20 protein-coding genes are annotated in these 20,282 nt (G+C 41.0%); 1 reads left to right on the plus strand and 19 read right to left on the minus strand.

The window, feature by feature from the left end; all coding sequences use genetic code 11:
* Positions 1-101: 101 nt before the first annotated feature.
* The 15 genes from MHB51_RS11020 to MHB51_RS11090 form a co-directional block, all read right to left on the minus strand.
* Entirely contained in the window at positions 102-374 is a 273-nt protein-coding gene (locus tag MHB51_RS11020) for a hypothetical protein (protein WP_342558150.1), read from the minus strand.
* Between the two features lie 188 nt (positions 375-562).
* Positions 563-1,546, minus strand: coding sequence for a putative zinc-binding metallopeptidase (locus MHB51_RS11025; protein WP_342558151.1), 984 nt, complete (start codon positions 1,544-1,546; stop codon positions 563-565).
* A 167-nt stretch (positions 1,547-1,713) separates the two neighbouring features.
* Positions 1,714-3,216, minus strand: coding sequence for a lysine--tRNA ligase (gene lysS / locus MHB51_RS11030; RefSeq protein WP_342559484.1), 1,503 nt, complete (start codon positions 3,214-3,216; stop codon positions 1,714-1,716).
* A gap of 259 nt (positions 3,217-3,475) precedes the next feature.
* Complete coding sequence (gene dusB / locus MHB51_RS11035) at positions 3,476-4,492, minus strand: tRNA dihydrouridine synthase DusB (RefSeq protein ID WP_107943718.1); 1,017 nt, start codon at positions 4,490-4,492, stop codon at positions 3,476-3,478.
* A gap of 220 nt (positions 4,493-4,712) precedes the next feature.
* Positions 4,713-5,201: a 2-amino-4-hydroxy-6-hydroxymethyldihydropteridine diphosphokinase gene (gene folK, locus MHB51_RS11040; RefSeq protein WP_342558152.1), complete on the minus strand. Its 489-nt coding sequence runs from the start codon at positions 5,199-5,201 to the stop codon at positions 4,713-4,715.
* Positions 5,194-5,565 (minus strand): dihydroneopterin aldolase, encoded by a 372-nt coding sequence (folB, locus tag MHB51_RS11045; RefSeq protein ID WP_066165489.1) that lies wholly within the window; start codon positions 5,563-5,565, stop codon positions 5,194-5,196. The genes folK and folB overlap by 8 nt, the downstream gene beginning before the upstream one ends.
* Positions 5,565-6,416, minus strand: a complete 852-nt coding sequence (folP, locus tag MHB51_RS11050) for a dihydropteroate synthase (protein ID WP_066165492.1) — start codon at positions 6,414-6,416, stop codon at positions 5,565-5,567. Before folP ends, folB begins: the two co-directional genes overlap by 1 nt.
* 3 nt (positions 6,417-6,419) lie before the next feature.
* A complete protein-coding gene (gene pabC, locus MHB51_RS11055; protein ID WP_066165495.1) occupies positions 6,420-7,271 on the minus strand; it encodes an aminodeoxychorismate lyase in 852 nt (283 codons plus the stop codon).
* Positions 7,272-7,277: 6 nt separating this feature from the next.
* Positions 7,278-7,853 (minus strand): aminodeoxychorismate/anthranilate synthase component II, encoded by a 576-nt coding sequence (gene pabA / locus MHB51_RS11060; RefSeq protein WP_066165498.1) that lies wholly within the window; start codon positions 7,851-7,853, stop codon positions 7,278-7,280.
* Positions 7,850-9,256, minus strand: coding sequence for an anthranilate synthase component I family protein (locus MHB51_RS11065; RefSeq protein WP_342558153.1), 1,407 nt, complete (start codon positions 9,254-9,256; stop codon positions 7,850-7,852). Before MHB51_RS11065 ends, pabA begins: the two co-directional genes overlap by 4 nt.
* Positions 9,257-9,470: 214 nt before the next feature.
* On the minus strand, positions 9,471-10,400 hold the full coding sequence (gene cysK / locus MHB51_RS11070) for a cysteine synthase A (RefSeq protein ID WP_066165503.1): 930 nt from the start codon (positions 10,398-10,400) through the stop codon (positions 9,471-9,473).
* Between the two features lie 113 nt (positions 10,401-10,513).
* A complete protein-coding gene (locus tag MHB51_RS11075; protein ID WP_342558154.1) occupies positions 10,514-11,485 on the minus strand; it encodes an ABC transporter ATP-binding protein in 972 nt (323 codons plus the stop codon).
* The gene (locus tag MHB51_RS11080) at positions 11,482-12,465 is read right to left on the minus strand and encodes an ABC transporter ATP-binding protein (RefSeq protein ID WP_066165508.1); all 984 of its coding nucleotides are present in this window, start codon (positions 12,463-12,465) and stop codon (positions 11,482-11,484) included. Before MHB51_RS11080 ends, MHB51_RS11075 begins: the two co-directional genes overlap by 4 nt.
* A gap of 8 nt (positions 12,466-12,473) precedes the next feature.
* The gene (gene opp4C / locus MHB51_RS11085; protein ID WP_066165511.1) at positions 12,474-13,394 is read right to left on the minus strand and encodes an oligopeptide ABC transporter permease; all 921 of its coding nucleotides are present in this window, start codon (positions 13,392-13,394) and stop codon (positions 12,474-12,476) included.
* A 16-nt stretch (positions 13,395-13,410) separates the two neighbouring features.
* A complete protein-coding gene (locus MHB51_RS11090; RefSeq protein WP_342558155.1) occupies positions 13,411-14,370 on the minus strand; it encodes an ABC transporter permease in 960 nt (319 codons plus the stop codon).
* Positions 14,371-14,876: 506 nt separating this feature from the next.
* Here MHB51_RS11090 and MHB51_RS11095 point away from each other — a divergent pair.
* Complete coding sequence (locus tag MHB51_RS11095) at positions 14,877-15,011, plus strand: hypothetical protein (protein WP_342558156.1); 135 nt, start codon at positions 14,877-14,879, stop codon at positions 15,009-15,011.
* A gap of 4 nt (positions 15,012-15,015) precedes the next feature.
* On the opposite strand, the gene MHB51_RS11100 is transcribed toward MHB51_RS11095, so the two are convergent.
* The 4 genes from MHB51_RS11100 to MHB51_RS11115 form a co-directional block, all read right to left on the minus strand.
* A complete protein-coding gene (locus MHB51_RS11100; RefSeq protein ID WP_342558157.1) occupies positions 15,016-16,746 on the minus strand; it encodes an ABC transporter substrate-binding protein in 1,731 nt (576 codons plus the stop codon).
* Positions 16,747-17,492: 746 nt separating this feature from the next.
* Positions 17,493-18,470 (minus strand): peptidyl-prolyl cis-trans isomerase, encoded by a 978-nt coding sequence (locus MHB51_RS11105; protein WP_342558158.1) that lies wholly within the window; start codon positions 18,468-18,470, stop codon positions 17,493-17,495.
* Positions 18,433-19,317 (minus strand): Hsp33 family molecular chaperone HslO, encoded by an 885-nt coding sequence (gene hslO, locus MHB51_RS11110; RefSeq protein ID WP_107943711.1) that lies wholly within the window; start codon positions 19,315-19,317, stop codon positions 18,433-18,435. The genes MHB51_RS11105 and hslO overlap by 38 nt, the downstream gene beginning before the upstream one ends.
* An 18-nt stretch (positions 19,318-19,335) precedes the next feature.
* The gene (locus MHB51_RS11115; protein WP_066165525.1) at positions 19,336-20,103 is read right to left on the minus strand and encodes a type III pantothenate kinase; all 768 of its coding nucleotides are present in this window, start codon (positions 20,101-20,103) and stop codon (positions 19,336-19,338) included.
* Positions 20,104-20,282: the final 179 nt, after the last annotated feature.

Raw genomic sequence — 20,282 nt, forward strand, 5'->3', positions numbered from 1 at the left:
AATAATATTAGTCATTTTAAACGCTAGTATTCACGTAACAAATCAAAACAGGAATCTTAGCCTCTATTATACTTAGATTCCTATTTTATCACTTGCAAATATTACTCGCCTTGACCTTCAACAATACTTAAACACCATAAAAAATTATCCCACGCAGAATACCAGCCATTGAAAATCTCCGACGAATCATCCCAACGAACATCAAACTTCTTATGCCCATCTATATCCACTAAAGATAAAGTCAGTGTTGGATCTTTCTTAGAAGTGGCTAGCTTCATGCCATTCTCTAGCTCTTCTTCTGTGAATACCACATCCGCTACAGAACGAAGCTGCGCCTGCTCAAATACTTGTTTATTCATAATTCTATAATTCATTATAGACCCCCACTAAAACTTTCTTCTTATACTACGTCTCCACTAACTCTTGTCTACATCTTTCTCGAGCAGATTAAAGGTAGAAATTTTCAGTGTCCTACAATTTAACTTTGGCACAAAAAATAAAAGACTAGAAAATTATACTCTATTTCTCTTTATTTAAACACATAAAATGCAAAAAACTAGAATCATTCTACAGCACGCACTAACCATGTTGCTACTCGAGTTAAAATATGCGCACGTAACTCTACAAAATAAGGCCAGTCATAAAAGAACTCAACTTTTTCATCTACTATAGTAGCTAACTCAACTGGTCTTGTTGTTAACACAAAATGTGCAAAGGATTCTGCAAAGTCCTCTGAAACAGAGCTTGTTGCATAATCTGATACATAATCATCTATATCTTCACTCGAGGGGTTCCAAAATTGCTCATAAAAAGAGACCAAATACGCATCTTCATAAAAGCAACCCTCGTCCTCAATTAAAACATTCTCGCAAGCATCTAGTTCTACCCCCATATTTTGTTCGCCATCTTTCAATGATAAATAGTGCGCATATTCGTGTAGATAGGTAATCATCGTTTCGGATGCCAACTCAATATTTTCCTCATTCATACCAAGCGTCCAATATTGACCACTATCATCATGTTGCTGCACATAGGCCAATGTATCGCCACTTTCAAACACAATAAATTGATTAATTCCCTGGCGCTCTGTCTCGGGTATTAGCCACGCAAAATCAAACCATAACTCCGCATGATAATTCATATCCTCATCTGTCACGTCATCATCCGTCAGAATCATTTCCTCTTCGTTATCAATTTCATATACATAAAGTTCGTAAATGCCTTCTAAATCTGTTGATACCGATTCTTCTGCTATTAACGAGCCGTACTCTTCTTCAAGCATTATGACAAGCTCATCCCCACGTGCCACGCAAGAAGCATCATCATTGCAATTCAAAGGCAATGTACAAGTATCCTCGGATGCTATATAAACTTCTCCCATTAAACAGCCGTTCGCTAGGGTCTCATCGCTTGTGGCAGCCACATCAATGACACTTCCTTCTGTAACAGCTAGATTATCTAGCACTTGTTCTTCTTCCGAAAACTCTGCACAACCGATTATTATTAGTAACGTACATATTACTGTCATAATTGATAGCCACTTCATTCCTTCCCGTCCCCCATTATTAAAACTTCAAATTTAGTATAATTTTAGCAAATAACAGTTCTTTTCTACTGTGTATTCAACTAAATATTTCAATAAATATGTCTACATAAAAAAAGGCTATCTAAAGAAGTAGGCAAGCACGCTACTTCCAGATAGCCGTTATTGTTTTATTTCCCTGTATGACGCATCGTTGGGAATAATAATATATCCCGAATTGATGGTGCGTTTGTTAATAGCATTACGAGGCGGTCGATACCGATACCTAGACCACCTGTTGGCGGCATGCCATATTCTAATGCTTCGATGAAATCATTATCCATTTCATGTGCTTCATCATTACCCGCTGCTTTTTCAGCCATTTGTGCTTCAAAGCGTTCGCGTTGGTCGATTGGGTCGTTTAGCTCCGTGAAGGCATTAGCATGCTCACGACGCACGATAAATAGTTCGAAGCGGTCTGTGAAACGCTCGTCCTCTGGGTTTTTCTTCGCTAATGGTGAAATTTCCACAGGGTGACCTGTAATGAATGTCGGCTGTACTAATGTTTCCTCCACTTTTTGCTCGAAAAACTCATTAATAATATGGCCTACTTCATGTGTATTTTGCACTTCCACGCCATGCTCCGCTGCAAATGCACGTGCTTCTTCAACTGTCATTGGCTGCCAGAAGTCCACGCCTGTCGCCTCTTTGACTGCATCTACCATATGCATGCGTTTCCAGCCTACAGCTAAGTCGATTGTATCCTCACCGTATTGCACTGTTGTCGTGCCAAGTACTTCTTGTGCCACATGCGCAATTAAGTTTTCCGTTAAGTTCATAATGTCATTGTAATCCGCATACGCTTCGTACAATTCTATCATCGTGAACTCTGGATTATGGCGCGTTGAAATCCCTTCGTTACGGAAGACACGTCCAATTTCATATACTTTCTCTAAGCCACCAACGATTAATCGCTTCAAGTGTAGCTCAATTGCGATACGCATATAAAGCTCCATATCAAGTGCATTATGGTGCGTAATAAACGGACGTGCCGCAGCTCCACCAGCAATTGTATGTAGCATTGGTGTTTCAACCTCTAGATAGCCATTGTTATCTAAGTAGTTGCGAATGGCGCGAATGATTTTAGAGCGTGCAATAAATGTTTCCTTGCTTTCTGCATTCGTCATTAAATCTAAATAACGTTGGCGGTAGCGTTGCTCTACGTCCTGTAAGCCATGGAATTTTTCTGGCATTGGTCGTAACGCCTTCGTTAAAAATATAAATTCTGTCGCTTTAACAGAAAGTTCGCCTACTTGTGTACGGAATACATTTCCTGTCACACCAACGATGTCCCCAAGGTCGGCTTTATTAAATAATTCATATGCCTCATCACCAACAGCATCTTTACGCACATAAATTTGAATCTGACCACCTAAGTCTTGCAGATGTGCGAAGCCCGCTTTTCCTTTGCCGCGCTTCGTCATAATACGCCCTGCAATCGTTACGCTTTTTGGCTCCTGCTCTAACTGCTCTTTATCGAAAGCATCGAATTCTGCTACTACTTCATTTGATAAATGCGTGCGCTCAAAGCGGCCACCGAATGGGTCAAGCCCACCCTCGCGAATATCAGTCATCTTTTGGCGTCTCACCAAAAGCTGATCGTTTAATTCTTCTATATTTGACACGTTATTCACTCCTATAGTTGATTGGTCTGCTTTGTCCATATTTTATTATTGTACACAATTTCGAGAGGGGATTCATCTTTTTTGCAATTTTTGTAGATGAACATTTTGAGAAAGTCCCATTGGTTTGGCTATCAGGGGGGACTTTTGGTGATTTTTGCTGTTCTAGTCGGAGGTTCACTCTTATTAATTGGCATTTTCCTTGTCCTATCGGAGAATTGGGCTTCTACCCTCTTTATATGAAAGACGAAAATCGGCCTTCCCATTAGATTTATAGGGAAGCCGATTTTTCTTGTGTTTCATAGTCGGCTGCGACGCCGTTTAGTAGCATATATAGCTCTTCCTTCGTTTCCACTTGGTTAACGGCGTTACGGATTTTACCGTTGCCACGAATACCCTTTAAGTACCATGAAGCATGGCTGCGCATTTCACGCACGGCGACTCTTTCACCTTTTAGTTGCATTAAACGTTCGAAGTGTAGTAAACATACATCCATTTTTTCACGAATCGATGGCTCATCCTTTAGTTCGCCTGTTTCTAAATACTGTACCGTACGGTAAATCATCCATGGGTTGCCTAATGCCGCTCGTCCAATCATTACGGCGTCTACACCAGTTGTTTCAAGCATGCGCTTGGCATCTTGTGGTGTTTCGACATCACCATTGCCAAGTACAGGGATGTTGACGCTTTGCTTGACGTCACGAATAATGTCCCAGTTTGCCTTACCCTCATACATTTGCACACGCGTGCGACCGTGGACAGCTACTGCGGATGCACCTGCACGTTCTATCGCCTGTGCATTTTCAACCGCCAATATATGCTGTTCATCCCAGCCAATGCGCATTTTTACCGAGACAGGCTTTTTTACTGCATCGACAACAGCTGCGACCATTTCATATACTTTGTTCGGGTCTAATAATAAACGTGCGCCCGCTTCACATTTAATAATTTTATTAACAGGACAGCCCATATTAATGTCGATAATATCTGCTGTTGTATTTTCTTCTACATATTTTGCCGCTTCTACTAACGTTTCTTTGTCCCCGCCAAAAATTTGTAATGATAATGGATTTTCACGCTCATCAATATAAAGCATGCCCAATGTTTTGGCATTGCGTTGAACAATACCTTTATCGCTAATCATTTCGGCGTAAACTAAACCTGCACCAAACTCCTTTACCGTCAAACGGAAAGCCGAGTTGCAAATTCCAGCCATCGGGGCTAATACGACGCGATTTTCCATAACGATGTCTGCAATTTGAAATGGCTTTTGCTGTGCAATATTCACTTTGAGTATCCTCCCTCTTTATACTTTAAGCTCTTTCTTTCAGGTGCAAAGGTATCTACGGGCAAGCCCCCTTCACTAAATCGCTAGAAGTTGTCCGAAAGGCAATTTTGTTTTGGTAGCGCATCGGAGGGAAAATCTCAATTTTCCACTTAGGAAAAGCACCATCAAGCTCGTTGCGTCCTCAAATCTGTGCAGTTGCTAGCTTTGAGGACGCCCCATTTTATTCAAATTTTTTCCACAATATAATACCTTCTTGTTGTAAATCTAACTTGTCTAGTGTATCACGGGCTAGCGCCATTTGCTCACTTTCAAAACTTTCGCTAATTTCGACTAAAGGCACGACAACAAATGCACGTTCATACATACGTGGATGCGGCACAAGCAAGTGTTCAGTCGCAATTATTTCCTGATTAAAAAGTAAAATATCGAGGTCTATAATGCGAGGTCCCCAGCGAATATCACGCACTCGACCAAGCTCGTTCTCTATCCCTTGGCATAGGGCAAGCATCTCCGTAGCACTGCGCGTTGTTCGGACATGTACAGCAATATTTAAGAAGGACGGCTGGTCTGTATAGCCGACAGGTGCCGTTTCGTAAATCGATGAAACTTTTACTACTTCAACTTGTGCCTGCAATAATTGCACAGCCTGTTGTAAATTTGCTTCTCGCTCACCGATATTTGTGCCGATTGATAAAAATACATCATTCATAAAATTTACCTCGCACAATTTCAACAGCTACTTCTTTATAATGACCCGGAATTGGGGGGTCTGGTTTAATGATTTCCACACGACACCCGAAAATTTGCCCCTTATAACGTTGCAAAATAGTTGTTGCTACGGTTTCTGCCACCGCTTCTATCAGTTGAAACGGCTTACCCTCAAGTATTTCCTGGCAAATATCGTAAACACCAACATAGCTCACTGTATTTTCCAAATCATCCGTTTGCCCAGCCTGTTGTATATCGACAGCAAGGGAAACCGAGGCACGAAAACGTTGACCAAGCACATTTTCTTCCTTTAAAACACCGTGATAGCCGAAAAATTGCATATCACGTAAATGTATATAATCCATTACAACTCCCCCTTCACTTCGAACTTGCCTACTAATGCGTCCATCACTTTCACTGTGCGAGCTACTTCCTTCACATCATGTACACGCATTAAATGGCAGCCCTTTTGCACGCCAAATGCACAGGTTGCAGCCGTTCCCTCAACACGCTCATCAACAGGTAGATTAAGTATTGTGCCAATCATCCGCTTGCGAGATGTCGCTAAAAGCACCGGGTAACCAAACGCCACTAGCTCGTCTAAGCGCTGCATCGTCTCAATACTTTGCTGTAAATTTTTCACAAAGCCGATGCCTGGGTCTAGCATAATATGGGCATCCGGCACCCCTGCCTGTCTTGCAATACCAATGCTTTCCTGCATATCTTTTTTAAAATCCGCCCAATAATCGACGTAATCCTCATCCTGCCGATTGTGCATTAAAATAATAGGTACACCTAATTCAGCAGCAACTTGTGCGATTTTAGGCTCTTTTTTCGCACCCCAAATATCGTTAATAATATGCGCACCCGCTTCAATTGCCGCACGCGCCACATTCGCCTTATAAGTATCGACAGAAATAATTGCCGGCACCTCACTCGCTAGTGCGCGAATAATTGGGAGAATACGCTCAAGCTCCTCTTGCTCAGAAACAGGTATATGCCCCGGCCTTGTAGATTCTCCACCGATATCTATAATTTTTGCACCTTCTGCTACCATGCGCTTCGCTTGTGTAATAGCCGCATCAATTGAATCATATTTACCTCCGTCAGAAAACGAGTCAGGCGTCACATTTAAAATACCCATAATAACTGTTTCCTTTTGAAAATCTAGTGGAATGCCGTTTAATACAAGCGGCGTTTTATAATGTTCTAGCATTGTTTATCTCCCTTTAATAATATCCCGAATTTCCGCTATATACGATTGGTGTAGGCGCTGATAAATAGCCCCTTCCGCCCCCGCAAAGGATTTATGCTCAAGCGATGAAATTGGAACAAGCTCCTGTATCGAGTTTGTTACAAAGCATTCATGTGCCTCTTGTATATCATAGCGGTCATATAGGCCTTCACGCACTTCATACCCTTGCGCCTTTGCAAGCGTCATGATGATTTTACGTGTAATGCCCGGCAATATGCCCGTAGCTAAAGCTGGTGTATAAAGCACACCATGCTTAGCCCAAAAAATATTTGAGGTAATCCCTTCCGCAACATAACCTTCCTCTGTTAAAAAAACACCTTCATAGCTAGATAAGTTTGGCAGTTCCATACGCGCTAATACATTGTTGCCAAAATGATGACTTTTCGAGCGCACTTCGGTTTCCGGCTTATTGCGCACCGTTTTTAATAAGACAGCTTGCTTCTCTGTCCCACGCTCAGGCAGCACAAGAGGCTTTCGAAAAATAATTACAATTGGTTGTGGATAGTCAGCAGTAGCAAGACCTAAATCATGTACGCCAGCAGATACATTTATGCGAAAATAACCATCACCCCCGCCATTTAACTCATTTAAACGATGCATCACTTCCGCTATATCGTTTAGTGTGTACGGCATATAAATACGGTACATATTCAAAGATTCAGTCAAACGATGGAAATGATCCTGCAAAAATACGGGCACATCTTGATATGTACGCATTGTTTCAAAAAAGCCTAAGCCATATAAAAAACCGTGGTCAAATGGCGATATCATCAGCTCATTTGCCCCTATATATTGACCATTCATCCAGCAAATCATACGACCTCACTCCTTGCAGTACAGTTCTAAAAATTGTTTGAGCAGCTGCTTACCATCCTCTGTCATAATTGATTCTGGGTGATATTGCACACCTTCCACCGCAAGCTCCTTATGACGCAAGCCCATAATTTCGCCTTCCTCTGTCCACGATGTTACCTCTAGACAATCCGGCAATGAATGCTTTTCTACGATTAATGAATGGTAACGTGTCGCCGCAAAAGGATTGGCATTTTTACGATGCAAACCTACACCGCTATGATAAACAGGTGATGTTTTGCCATGCATTAGGCGCTCTGCACGAATAACATTGCCCCCAAAAGCCTGCGCAATCGCTTGATGCCCTAAACAAACACCTAAAATCGGAATCTTTCCAGCGAAATGGCGAATAATATTCAAACTCTCCCCCGCCTCATTTGGCGTGCAAGGGCCCGGAGAAATAACAATTACTTTTGGTGCAAGTTCTTCAATTTCCGCAAGCGTAATCACATCATTACGCACAACCATGAGCTCTTCTCCCAGTTCACCTAAATATTGCACTAAGTTATAAATAAATGAATCATAGTTATCAACCATTAAAATCATTTTAACACCCCTTCAGCCATTCCTTTAGCTTGCCACATCGCCTTCGCTTTCGTAAGCGATTCGATATATTCATTTTCTGGTACGGAATCAATAACGATGCCCGCACCCGCTTGAATATACGCCGTTTCATTCTTAATATAAGCTGTGCGAATGACGATATTTAGCTCCATATCTCCGTTAAAGCCGAGCCAACCAATTGAGCCTGTATATAAGCCGCGGCGCACTGGCTCAAGCTCTTCAATAATCTCCATTGTGCGAATTTTCGGTGCCCCTGTAATCGTGCCTCCTGGGAACATCGCGCGAATCACATCAGCATTGGTCTTGTTATCCGCTATTTCGCCGCGCACATTGGACACGATATGCATCACATGTGAATAGCGTTCAATCACCATAAATTCGTCCACTTCTACAGTGCCATAGCGGCTAACTTTCCCTAAATCATTGCGCTCTAAATCAACGAGCATCACATGTTCTGCACGCTCTTTTTCATTATCAATTAATTCGTGTGCTAGACGAATGTCCTCTTCCTCTGACTGACCACGTGGACGCGTTCCAGCAATAGGGCGTGTTGATAACGCTGTACCCTTGCGCTTCACTAACAATTCTGGCGAACCGCTTACAACCGCAAACTCTGGTGCTGCAATAAAGGCCATATACGGAGATGGGTTAAATGAGCGTACCGCCTCATACATAACAATCGGTGCTGCATGCAATGGCTTTGCCTGACGCACAGATAAATTCACTTGAAATACATCGCCCTGTGCAATATACTCCTGTGTTTTGCGCACAGCTTGCTCAAACTCCTCACCTAAAAATGATACAGAGAGCTCACTTTCATCGTTCTTTACCTCAGCCGCCTTCTCAGCATGGAATAAACGCTTGCCTAACCCCTGCTCCGCGGCCTCTTGCCATTTAAGTGCCCACTCTTGCAAGTCCATCTCACTTTCAGGACGCTTCATTAATGTCACACGATTCGTCTCTTCATCGAACACTGCCCAATGCTCAAAAACATAAAAATAAATATCTGGCACTTGCAAATCATCTAGTGCAATCGTTGGCAAGCGCTCGATTTGACGAGCATAATCATACGATACGAAGCCAACTGCCCCGCCCTGAAAATCAGGTAGCTCGTCCTCTTTTTTTATTTCGTACTCATGCAGGTATTGCTCTAATAATACTAATGGGTCTCCCTGCAAAAAGCGTGCACCGTTTCGCTCCTCAATTTGTAAACCGCCCTCTTTTGCATATAACGTTGCAAATGGATTCCATGCAGCAATCGAGTAACGCCCACCACGACCACTCTCTAAAAACACATGGCTTTTCTCTAATATTGTTTGCTCTTTATAGCTATAAAAAAACGCATCCTTTGTCATAAATAAAGTAACACATTGTAATTTATCCATATGGTAACACCCCTTTACGTATACTATTATTAAACCCGAAAATTATAGAAACTGTCTATAGAGGAATTCCTCTGTAGACAGTTTCTTTTGCACTAAAAACTTGATGCAGCTATTTTGATTTTGTCACAAAAAAATGATATAAAGTCATTGAAACACCCGTTTCCAAAAAAAGGGGTGTGAGAGACAGTTGCCTCCCACACCCCATTCAATAAAATTAATCTTCAAATTGATAAAGCGGTGTCGATAAATAACGTTCGCCATTTGATGGAACAACAGCTAATACATTTGCTCCTGCACCTAGGCGCTTAGCTGTTTCGATTGCTGCGTGAATCGCTGCGCCCGAAGAAATACCGCATAAAATACCTTCTTCACGAGCTACTTTGCGAGCTACTTCAAATGCCGTTTCGTTTTCAACAGTAAATACAGAGCTGTACACTTCTGTATTTAATACCTTAGGGACGAAACCTGCACCGATACCTTGGATTTTATGTGGACCTGGATTACCGCCAGAAAGCACTGGTGAATCCTGCGGTTCTACTGCAATAATTTCAATTTCTGGATACTTCTCTTTTAGCACTTCCCCTGCACCAGTAATTGTTCCACCTGTACCGATGCCCGCTACAAATGCATCTAACTTTAAGCCCTCAAATGCCTCTACGATTTCTGGACCCGTCGTTAAACGATGAATTTCAGCATTTGCTTCGTTTTCGAATTGCTGCGGTAAGAAATAACCATGCTCCTTCGATAAGCTCTCCGCCTTAGCAATTGCACCTTTCATTCCTTCTGGACCCGGTGTAAGTACTAATTCTGCACCATACGCGCGAAGTAAGTTACGGCGCTCTAAGCTCATCGTTTCAGGCATAACTAAAATTGCTTTATAGCCCTTTGCTGCTGCAATCATCGCTAAACCGATACCTGTGTTCCCACTTGTCGGCTCAATAATCGTACCGCCCGCTTGCAATGTTCCGTCTTTTTCCGCTGCTTCAATCATCGCTAAAGCAAGACGATCCTTTACAGAGCTGCCTGGATTGAAGTATTCTAACTTAACATATACTGTGCCTTCGTTTTCACCAGTTGCGTTATTTAACTTAACAATCGGTGTACGACCTACTAAATCTGCAATTGAATTTGCTAATTTACTCATCTCATTCATCCCCTCTATAATTCCTACTAAGTTTATAGACTTTACCTAACTCACATATTACCAATTAAGTATAGAAGTTGTCAACGCATTCATAAGCCTAATACAAAATTTTTTTACACAAGGTGGCAGGCAACGAAGCGACCACGCTCAACTTCCCTAAATTCAGGCACTTCTACTTGACAGCGCTCTGTCGCAAATGGACAACGCGTATGAAATTTACAGCCACTTGGTGGATTCGCAGGATTCGGAATATCTCCCTTTAAAATAATGCGCTCACGTTTTAATGTCGGGTCTGGGATTGGTACAGCCGATAAAAGTGCTTTTGTATATGGATGTAACGGATTGCTGTATAGCTGGTCGCGGCTACCTAATTCCATCATCGTTCCTAAATATAACACGCCAATGCGTGAACATAAATGCTCCACAACACTCAAATCATGCGAAATAAAAAGAAAAGTAATATTTCTTTCACGCTGTAATTTGCTAAATAAATTAATAATCTGAGCTTGAATGGAAACGTCTAATGCTGATACAGGCTCATCCGCCACAATAAAATCTGGTTGCAAAATAATCGCACGTGCAATGCCGATTCGCTGACGCTGACCACCGCTAAATTCATGTGGATAACGCTCCATATGGTATTCAGAGAGTCCGCATATTTCAAGTACTTCCTTCACTTTCTCAGCCACTTCATGCTTTTCGCACAATCCATGGTCTAGCAATGCCTCCCCAATAGCATCACCAACACGAATGCGTGGATTTAGAGAGCTATACGGGTCTTGGAAGATAAATTGTATTTTAGGTCGTAAATAGCGCATTTCTGCATTGGAAAGCTTATGCAAATCCTTGCCATCGAATAACACCTCCCCCTCCGTAATAGATTGAAGGCGCAAAATGCTTTTCCCAATCGTACTTTTACCGCTCCCTGATTCTCCTACAAGACCAAATGTTTCACCGCGGTGAATTTGAAAGCTAACACCATCCACAGCCTTTACTACACTTGCGTTACGCTGAAATAATCCGCCCTTTTCACCGAAATATTTTTTCAAATGTTTCACTTCTATTAATGGCGCTTCGTTCGTCATACCGTTGTCACCTCTTCATATAGCCAGCAAGCTACCCTTTGCCCATTATCCAAGTCCTTGATTTCCGGCATTTGCTCGTTACAAATCGCCATACACTGCTCACAGCGCTCACTAAAATAACAAGAAGGTGTTAAAGTAGCTAAATTCGGTACTTGCCCTGCAATTGTATATAGTTCCTCTTGCCTTTGATTAATAACCGGCTTTGCCTTTAGCAGGCCTTTCGTATATGGATGCTTAGGATTTTGGAAAAGCTCCACAACAGGCCCTTCCTCAATCACCCTCCCCGCATACATAACGATGACATAGTCTGCCACCTCTGCCACTACCCCTAAATCATGGGTAATCAATAGCATCGACATATCTCTTTGCTCTTTTAATGAACGAAGCAAATCTAAAATTTGCGCTTGAATCGTTACATCTAAAGCCGTTGTTGGCTCATCCGCAATAAGCAAATTAGGCGAGCATGCTAACGCAATGGCAATCATAATACGCTGTAGCATACCACCACTCAATTCATGAGGATAGCTATTAAAAATTTCCTCTGCACGCCCGATGCCAACAAGCTCAATTAGCTCCAATGCTCTTTTTTTCGCTTCTTTTTTCGAAATGAGCTCATGCTCCATTAACGGCTCGATTATTTGACCGCCAATTGTTAAGACGGGATTTAAAGAGGTCATTGGCTCTTGGAAAATCATTGAAATATCATTACCACGGAGCTGACGTAGCTCATGTTTTTTCATCTTTAACAAATCTTTGCCTTCAAATAAAATTTCGCCGTCCTTAATGCCACCTGAACCCGCATCAATCAATCCCATAATGGACATAGCGACTGCGCTTTTTCCACAGCCCGACTCCCCTACTAAGCATACCGTCTGCCCTTTTGGAATCGAAAAGCTAACATCATGAACAGCATTAATAACGCCATCGCCAGTATAATATTGAGTTAAAAGATTTTTAACGTCTAACACCGCATTTTCCATAACAGTCCCTACCTCCTTTTCATATTTGGATCAATTGCGTCACGCAGCCCATCACCTAATAAGTTAATGCTAATAACTGTTAAAAATATAGCTAAACCTGGTGGAATCCATAGCCAAGGTCTTTTTTGAAAATCAATAAGTGAATTGGCGGAAGTAATCATATTCCCCCACGAGGCATCTGGTGGCACAACACCTAATCCAAAGAAGCTCAATGTTGATTCACTTAAAATTGCGCCACCAACGCTTAATGTACCCGAGACAATTAAGAGGGGCACTATATTCGGCAATAAATGCTTGAATAACTTACGGCTATCACGCAAGCCGAGCGCCTCTGTTGCCTGCATAAATTGACGCTCACTTAGGCTCAAAATTTGACTGCGCACAAGTCGTGCCAAGCCCGGCCAACCGACAATACTTAACATAAGCATGACGATATAAATGCGGTACTCCGTAGGCACTTTCCATTCTGATAAAATCGCCGCCATAATAAATAGTAATGGCAATCCAGGCAATGTCATTAACACATCAGCAATGCGCATAATAATTTGGTCGACAATACCGCGATAAAAACCAGAGACAATGCCTAACACGCCCCCAATGACAACGGACATAACCATCGCACCTAATCCGACTAATAGCGAAATGCGTCCAGCTAACATTAAGCGCGTTAATACATCGCGCCCTAATTTATCCGTTCCAAGCCAATGCTCGGCACTCGGTGCTTGATTTATTTTCGTTGGGTCAACGCCTAAATTTATATGCGGCGAAAAAAAAGGTCCTATAAAAGACAATAAAATAATAAATATTAAAAACGCTAATCCAATAAGCGACATTTTATTTTGCAAAAAACGCCTTACGATTTGCCTTAATAATGAAGAAGGCTTCGGTAGTTTTTTATTTTTCTTTAGCGTTGCAGCACTACTTTCCACAATTTCAACTCCTCGCTTATTTTTTCACCCGTACTCGTGGGTCAGCAATTGCGTACAAAATATCCGCCAGTAAATTACTAAGCACTGTTAGCACCGCGATAAACATCGTGAAGCCCATTAACAGCGGATAATCACGTACTGAAAATGCCTGCATATAAATCGCACCTATGCCCGGCCAGTTAAAAATTTGCTCTGTTATAATCGCACCGCCAAATAAAGCCGGTAGCTCAAAGCTAAACAGAGTAATCGCAGGTAATAATGCGTTTCGTAAGCCATGTTTAAAAATAACAACTCGCTCCTTCAATCCTTTAGCCCGAGCAGTCCGCATAAAATCCTGCTTAATCACTTCCAGCATATTCGTTCTGAAATAACGCGTTAAGCCGCCTATACCAAGCATTGTTAAGACGAGAACGGGCAAAATCATATGCTCTGCCACATCTTTTACATAATCCCAGCCCGTAAAGTTACTGCCAGTAGTAATCATGCCCCCAGCAGGCAGCCACCCTAAATCAACCGCAAATATTTTAATAATTACTAACCCTAGGAAAAAAGATGGTGTTGCCATTGCAGCAAAGACAATAATTGTTATAAATGTATCCCATATTGAATATTGTCGAATCGCTGATATGATTCCAACTAAAATAGCGATTAACCACGTCAAAATTAACGATGCCAGCGCTACGATAAACGAACTCCATATGTAATTTCCGATTACTTCACCAACAGGTAATTGAAACTGTAGCGAATAGCCTAAATCACCTTTTAATAAATTTTTTAGCCAAATAAAATAACGAATAACGACTGGCTCATTATATCCATGCAATTCATACAATTCTGCTTTTCGTTCAGCCGTTAGATTTTGGTCTGCATCAATGAAATTTCCCGGTACTAAGGAATATAAAAAGAAAATTAAAATCGATGCCCCAAATAATGTTGGAATCATGTAAAGAAGTCTCTTCACAACATAGCCCTTCATTAGCTCATTCCTTTCTGCTTTCTAAAATTTTCAAAGAAAAATCCGCTCCCACTTATTCAGAAAGTGGAACGAGTAACCCCAAAAAAGAGGATTACAGCGCTTCTCTCCGACAAGTAAAGCGGATTTTTCATTACTTTTACAAAAATCAATTACGCCCCGGCGTAATTGCGTCCAGATTTTTTCGGGCTCGGTGGTGGAAGTTAACCTAAAACCGCCACGTCGTGTGACAACGGTCAACTGACCTGCATCGTGCAGGTCTTCCTTCAAAATCTGTAACATCCGCCGCAAGTCTGGACAACATGACGTTGATCACTTAATCGTTATCTTAGTATGCAATAGTCTTAGACTGGGTTCCTCTTTGCAACAGGAAGTATGGAACTACCCCTCGTTGAATTGAATTTCCCACATTCGTCGGGATTATCTAAAAGTCCATTTTGTTTTGACATTCCATTGAAATAAAAGTTTACATCGCTCCACTTTTCTGAAAGGTAACACTACTAAAGCCAATGTTTATCACATCTTTAAAAGAGGCGCTCTCTGTTTATATGAATCATCATTTTGTGAAACATCATCGCTACTGTCCAAAATGCCGACTATGCACAGCTTTTTGGACAGCCCCAACGAATGCTGAATTAAGTTAATTAATTACTCCGCTAATTGTAAATTGCGCAAGCTACTTGCAATACCGCGGTAGCCATTTGGCTCGAAACCTTCAATACGTGCATTAGCACCACTTAATACCTTTGTATAAGCCATATAAATCACTGGTGGATTTTCCTCTAATGCCTCGTATAATTCATGGAATGCAGCTGTACGTTCTGCAATATCATTCGTTCCAATTGTCGCCTCGATTAATGCGTCAATCTCTTCATCACCATAGCCTTTAAATGTTGAGTTATTGCTTTTCGAATGGAAGCCTTCAACACCGTTATACGGGTCAGGTAACATTGTTGTTGTGAAAGAAGCTAAATCATGGTCACCTTTATCTACACGTGCTAACAACGCATTAAAGTCCATTTGCTCCACTTGTAAATCGATGCCGATTTCTTTATAGTTTTCCTTCGCAATTGGAATTAACGTATCGCCTAGGCCACCTGCTGTCGTAAAGTAATATACTGTAAGCTTTTTACCATCTTTTTCACGAATACCATCTGACCCGACAATCCAGCCTGCCTCTTCTAATAAAGTTTTCGCTTTTTCTGGATTATAATCAGTCGAACCTACATCAGCAGTATATGCCCATGATGTCGGAGATACAGGTACGTTTGCTACTTGTGCAAAACCTTGATAGTATGTGCTAATGATTGTTTGACGGTCTAGTCCCAATGAAAATGCTTGGCGCACTTTCGGGTCTTTAAACACCTCTTTTTCATGATTAAATACCATATAGCCATAAGCTGAAGATGTATAAATATTAATATCTGCGAAGCCTAATGCTTGTAAAAACTCAAAATTATCTTGGTTTGCCGCTAATGCACTATAATCTAACTCACCTGTTTGGAAGAATTGCTGTGCATCCCCAACAGTTGTTTTATAAATAAAGCCTTTTGCTTTTGGTGCACCACCATAATAATGCTCGTTCGCCTCATAACGAATTTCTTGCCCCGGTAAGTAAGCAACAAATCGGTATGGACCCGCCCCAATTGGCTTTTGATGTAATGCGGCTAAATAATCTAAATTACCTTTCACATAGCCATTGCCATAGTAATCCTTTTTCAGCACTGCACCGCCTAGTAAACGTAAAGTACGAGCACTTACTTTATCCGTCGTAATCTCAATTGTGCGCTCATCAATTACCGTAATACCCGAAATACTTGTCGCATCACCATTTTTGTAGTCTAACCCGCCAACGATGCTTGCTTCTGTAATATCTGTGTTACCTGCATACGCTGGGTCATGTAATAAAGTTAATGTAAATTCGATATCTTCCGCTGTTAAAGGTGTACCGTCATCAAATTTTAACCCATCACGCAAAGTAAATGTGTATACTAAGCCGTCTTCTGAAATAACCCAGTCCTCTGCTAAGCCTGCTACCGTTTCACCTTTTGCATTAATATCTACTAAAGGCTCAAACATAACAGACTGTACGTTTCCATCATAGCCACTTGTATTAAAATATGGCGTAAATACACCGCCAGGCTCTTGCAAGCCAACTACAACTGTATCCCCACGTTTAATTGCCGTTTCTGGTGAAGCTGCTGGGTTTTCTGCTGGAATAACCGCATCTTCAACAACTATTTTTTGTCCGCCTTCCGATTGCTCCGCCGAAACATCTTGCTTATTCGTTTCAGTAGCCGAATCATTTCCACCACAAGCTACAAGGAATGCGCTTAAACCAATAATTCCTACTACATTAATAAATTTTTTCAAACTCATTAAACTTTACCTTCCTTCTAATTTTATTTAACATATAAATTTACTTGGTTTTACACAAAAAAAATTTAGTAATTTCTATGTATATTATTTTCCATTGAAATTCGCGAATCAATTTTCAATAAAGTTATTATATTCGTCAATTCTTATAAAATCAATAGGAATTCTAATTTTCTTCAATAATATGCTTTTTAAAATAGATTTGACACAAAAAAGACAAATATTTGTTTGTTTTTAGAAAATAAATTACGTTTCAGTTCGATTTTTAAAGCACTGTTTCCAACCCTTTGAAATTATTTAAAAATAATAAAACATAACCTAAACGCCCAAAAAGCAGCACCACGCATGCTTTTTGGGACGCCACCTTTAATTCTCATAACCCAAAACTTTTCCATTCAGTTGTTTTATTGAAATTGAACCGTAATCTCGGCTGTCTTTTCCGCGCCACCAATTATCTACTAATATAAATACTGTATCTGTATTAATATAAACTGGTTCTATCGTTGTATTAAAATGGCTCAACATCGCATCGCCATTTCTATTTTTTGAATCAACTCATTCAAAATATTCATCTTTCGTTAAACCCTTATTAAAGAATATAAAAGTAACAGATACAGAAAATTCAGTTAATTAATTCGCTATAATTACAGTTTATTTTGGAAAACACCTCCCTTTCTGTAGAGTAAAAAGAAAAAGTGATGGGGCGACTTTTCGGACACTCCCCTCACTTTTTCAATACGCTATAGCTGCTATTTCGCTTCCCCATAAAACCAATTTACATCATAGTCTGTCCAGAAGATTTCTGGCGTTATGCTAGCCGATAATTGCTCCACAGCTAACACACGCTTAATATGCGCTGCCACATCTTCAAATGTAAAGGATTGCCCCTCTTTAACTTCGCTTACATGCAAAACAGCATAGCGACCATCACTTAAAACAATCGCCTCACTCGTTGTCCCTTTTTCTAGCTTGGCGACAGCTTTCAATATAGCGGCATCAATATTCGCCTGCTGCTCCGTAATAAAGCCTATATCGCCACCTAAGCTAGCTGATGGGGTATCAATTGAGCGCTCTCTTGCTAGCACAGAAAATTCAGAGCCATTTTGTAACTCCTGCAACACACTATCTATATTTTCTTTAGAATCTGCTACAATCATGCTCGTCCTATACGATGTCGGTATATTGTAGAGCGATTGATTATCCTGATAAAAGCCTTCAACTGCTTCTTCTGTAATAATAATGTCCTTCGCTAATACCTTTTCTAAAATCAATTGCGTTCGGACTTTTTGACGCAGCTCCTTATCAGAAAGACTTTGGAATGTTCTGTCTGTAATATCCTGAGTTGAGTGCATTAATGCTAGCTCTAAATCAACTTCCTCATCCGATACGCTAATTTTATGTTGCTTCGCTGCTTTTTCCATAACAGCTTCATTGACTAAGCCTTGTAGTGTTTCTTTTCCATACATACTTTCCATTTTAGCAAGCCATTGCTGACGTGTGATATTATCTCCATCAATCGTTGCAACGACCTCATCGTTATTCGATTTATCTTTCGATGGCAAGAGCCACATAATAAACCAAAACAAATTTCCTGCTAGTAAAATTGCTAGTATCATTAGTGCCGGTTTTGTTTTTAATCGACGTTGTGAAAGTGGCGTTTTTATTGGTGGTGTTGGTGTTGTGCGAATATTACGCGTTGATTTCATCAATGAAGCCTTCCAATTCATCCTGGCTAAAATTATATGTTTCTAAGCAAAAATGACATTGTGCTTCCGCTTTTCCATCTTCAGCAATCATCTCTTGAATTTCTTTCGCACCTAAACCGATAATTGCCGCACCAAAACGCTCTTTTGAACATTGACACTTAAATTGTACAGGCGCCTCACTTAAAATTGAAATATCGCCCTTTTCCCCTAGCACTGTCTCTAAAATTTGCTCCGGTGTATAGCCTTTTTCAATCATTTTTGATACAGGCTCAATTGACGCCAACTGCGCTTCAATCGCATCAATTGTTTCTTCCTCACAACCCGGCATTAATTGCAAAATAAAGCCGCCCGCAGCTAAAATTGTATTATCTGGATTGACAAGTACTCCAAGTCCTACAGATGAGGGCACCTGCTCACTTGTCGCAAAATAGTAAGTAAAGTCCTCTGCGATTTCACCAGATACAATTGGCGTTTGACCTGAGAACATATCACGTAAACCTAAATCCTTTACAATCGTCAATGCCCCTTCTGTACCAACAGCGCGTCGCACATCTAATTTTCCTTGCTCGTTTAAATCAAAATGTACTTGTCCATTTGTGACATAGCCACGCACATTACCATTCGCATCCGAATCGATAATGATTGGTCCGATTGGTCCATCTCCCTCAATTTTTACCGTTAGCTTGTCATCGCCCTTCAGCATAGCTCCCATCATAACTGCTGCTGTCATCGAACGTCCAAGTGCCGCCGAAGCTGTTGGCCATGTGCTATGACGACGCTGTGCTTCTCCAATTGTTTCTGTCGTGCGAACCGCAAAGGCACGCACCTGTCCATTAAAGCCTATCGCTCTTACTAAATAATCTTTCATGTTAAATCCTCTTTCCTTTTAATTTCGTTGATATAAAATATAAAGCCCCTTTAATGTTAAAAATGGGTCTACAATATCAATCAATTGCGTCTCATTTGCAATTAGTTCGGCAAAGCCCCCGGTTGCAATCACTAACGGCTCTTTAACACTCTGCTGCTTCATACGGCTGACAATGCCCTCCACTTGACCAATAAAGCCATAAACAATTCCTGCCTGCATTGCGGCAACCGTATTTTTGCCAACGATTTGTGAAGGTCGTGCAATTTCAATGCGCGGTAGCTTAGAAGCGCGCGTATACAGCGCCTCTGTGGAAATCGCAATTCCCGGCGCAATCGCCCCACCCATATAGTCACCTTTTTCGTTTAAATAGCAATAGGTATTAGCAGTCCCAAAATCAACAATAATTATTGGGCGACCTATGCCATACTCCACTAAGGCCGCTACGGCGTTGACAATGCGGTCCGCTCCAACCTCACGGGGATTTTCATATTTAATATTTAATCCTGTTTTAACGCCCGGTCCAACAATCAGCGGCTTAATGCGAAAATATTTTTCACACATCCGCTGCAAAGCAAACATAATTGGTGGCACAACTGAGGATATAATAATTCCTTCAATTTGTTCAAATGAAATGCCCTCATGAGAAAAAAAGGCTTTCAACTGCATCGCATATTCATCTTCCGTCTTACTGCGCTCCGTTACAATACGCCAATTATGCAGAAGCTGATGATTATTATATATGCCAAAAATAATATTCGTATTGCCCGCATCCATTACTAAAATCATCTATACGACACCTACCAGCTCATTTTCACTTTTACATAAAATCATACCATACGAAAGCAAAAACTTATGCTATTTTGACCAGCATTATTTTCATATTATTTGCGTTTTTCTCAAGTTATCTGCACTTTACTCTGAATTATCTGTGCTTTCTTCAACTTATGTGAACATTAGCTAACTAT

The organism is Metasolibacillus sp. FSL K6-0083 (genome assembly GCF_038630865.1).
GTDB classification, from domain to species: Bacteria; Bacillota; Bacilli; order Bacillales_A; family Planococcaceae; genus Metasolibacillus; species Metasolibacillus fluoroglycofenilyticus.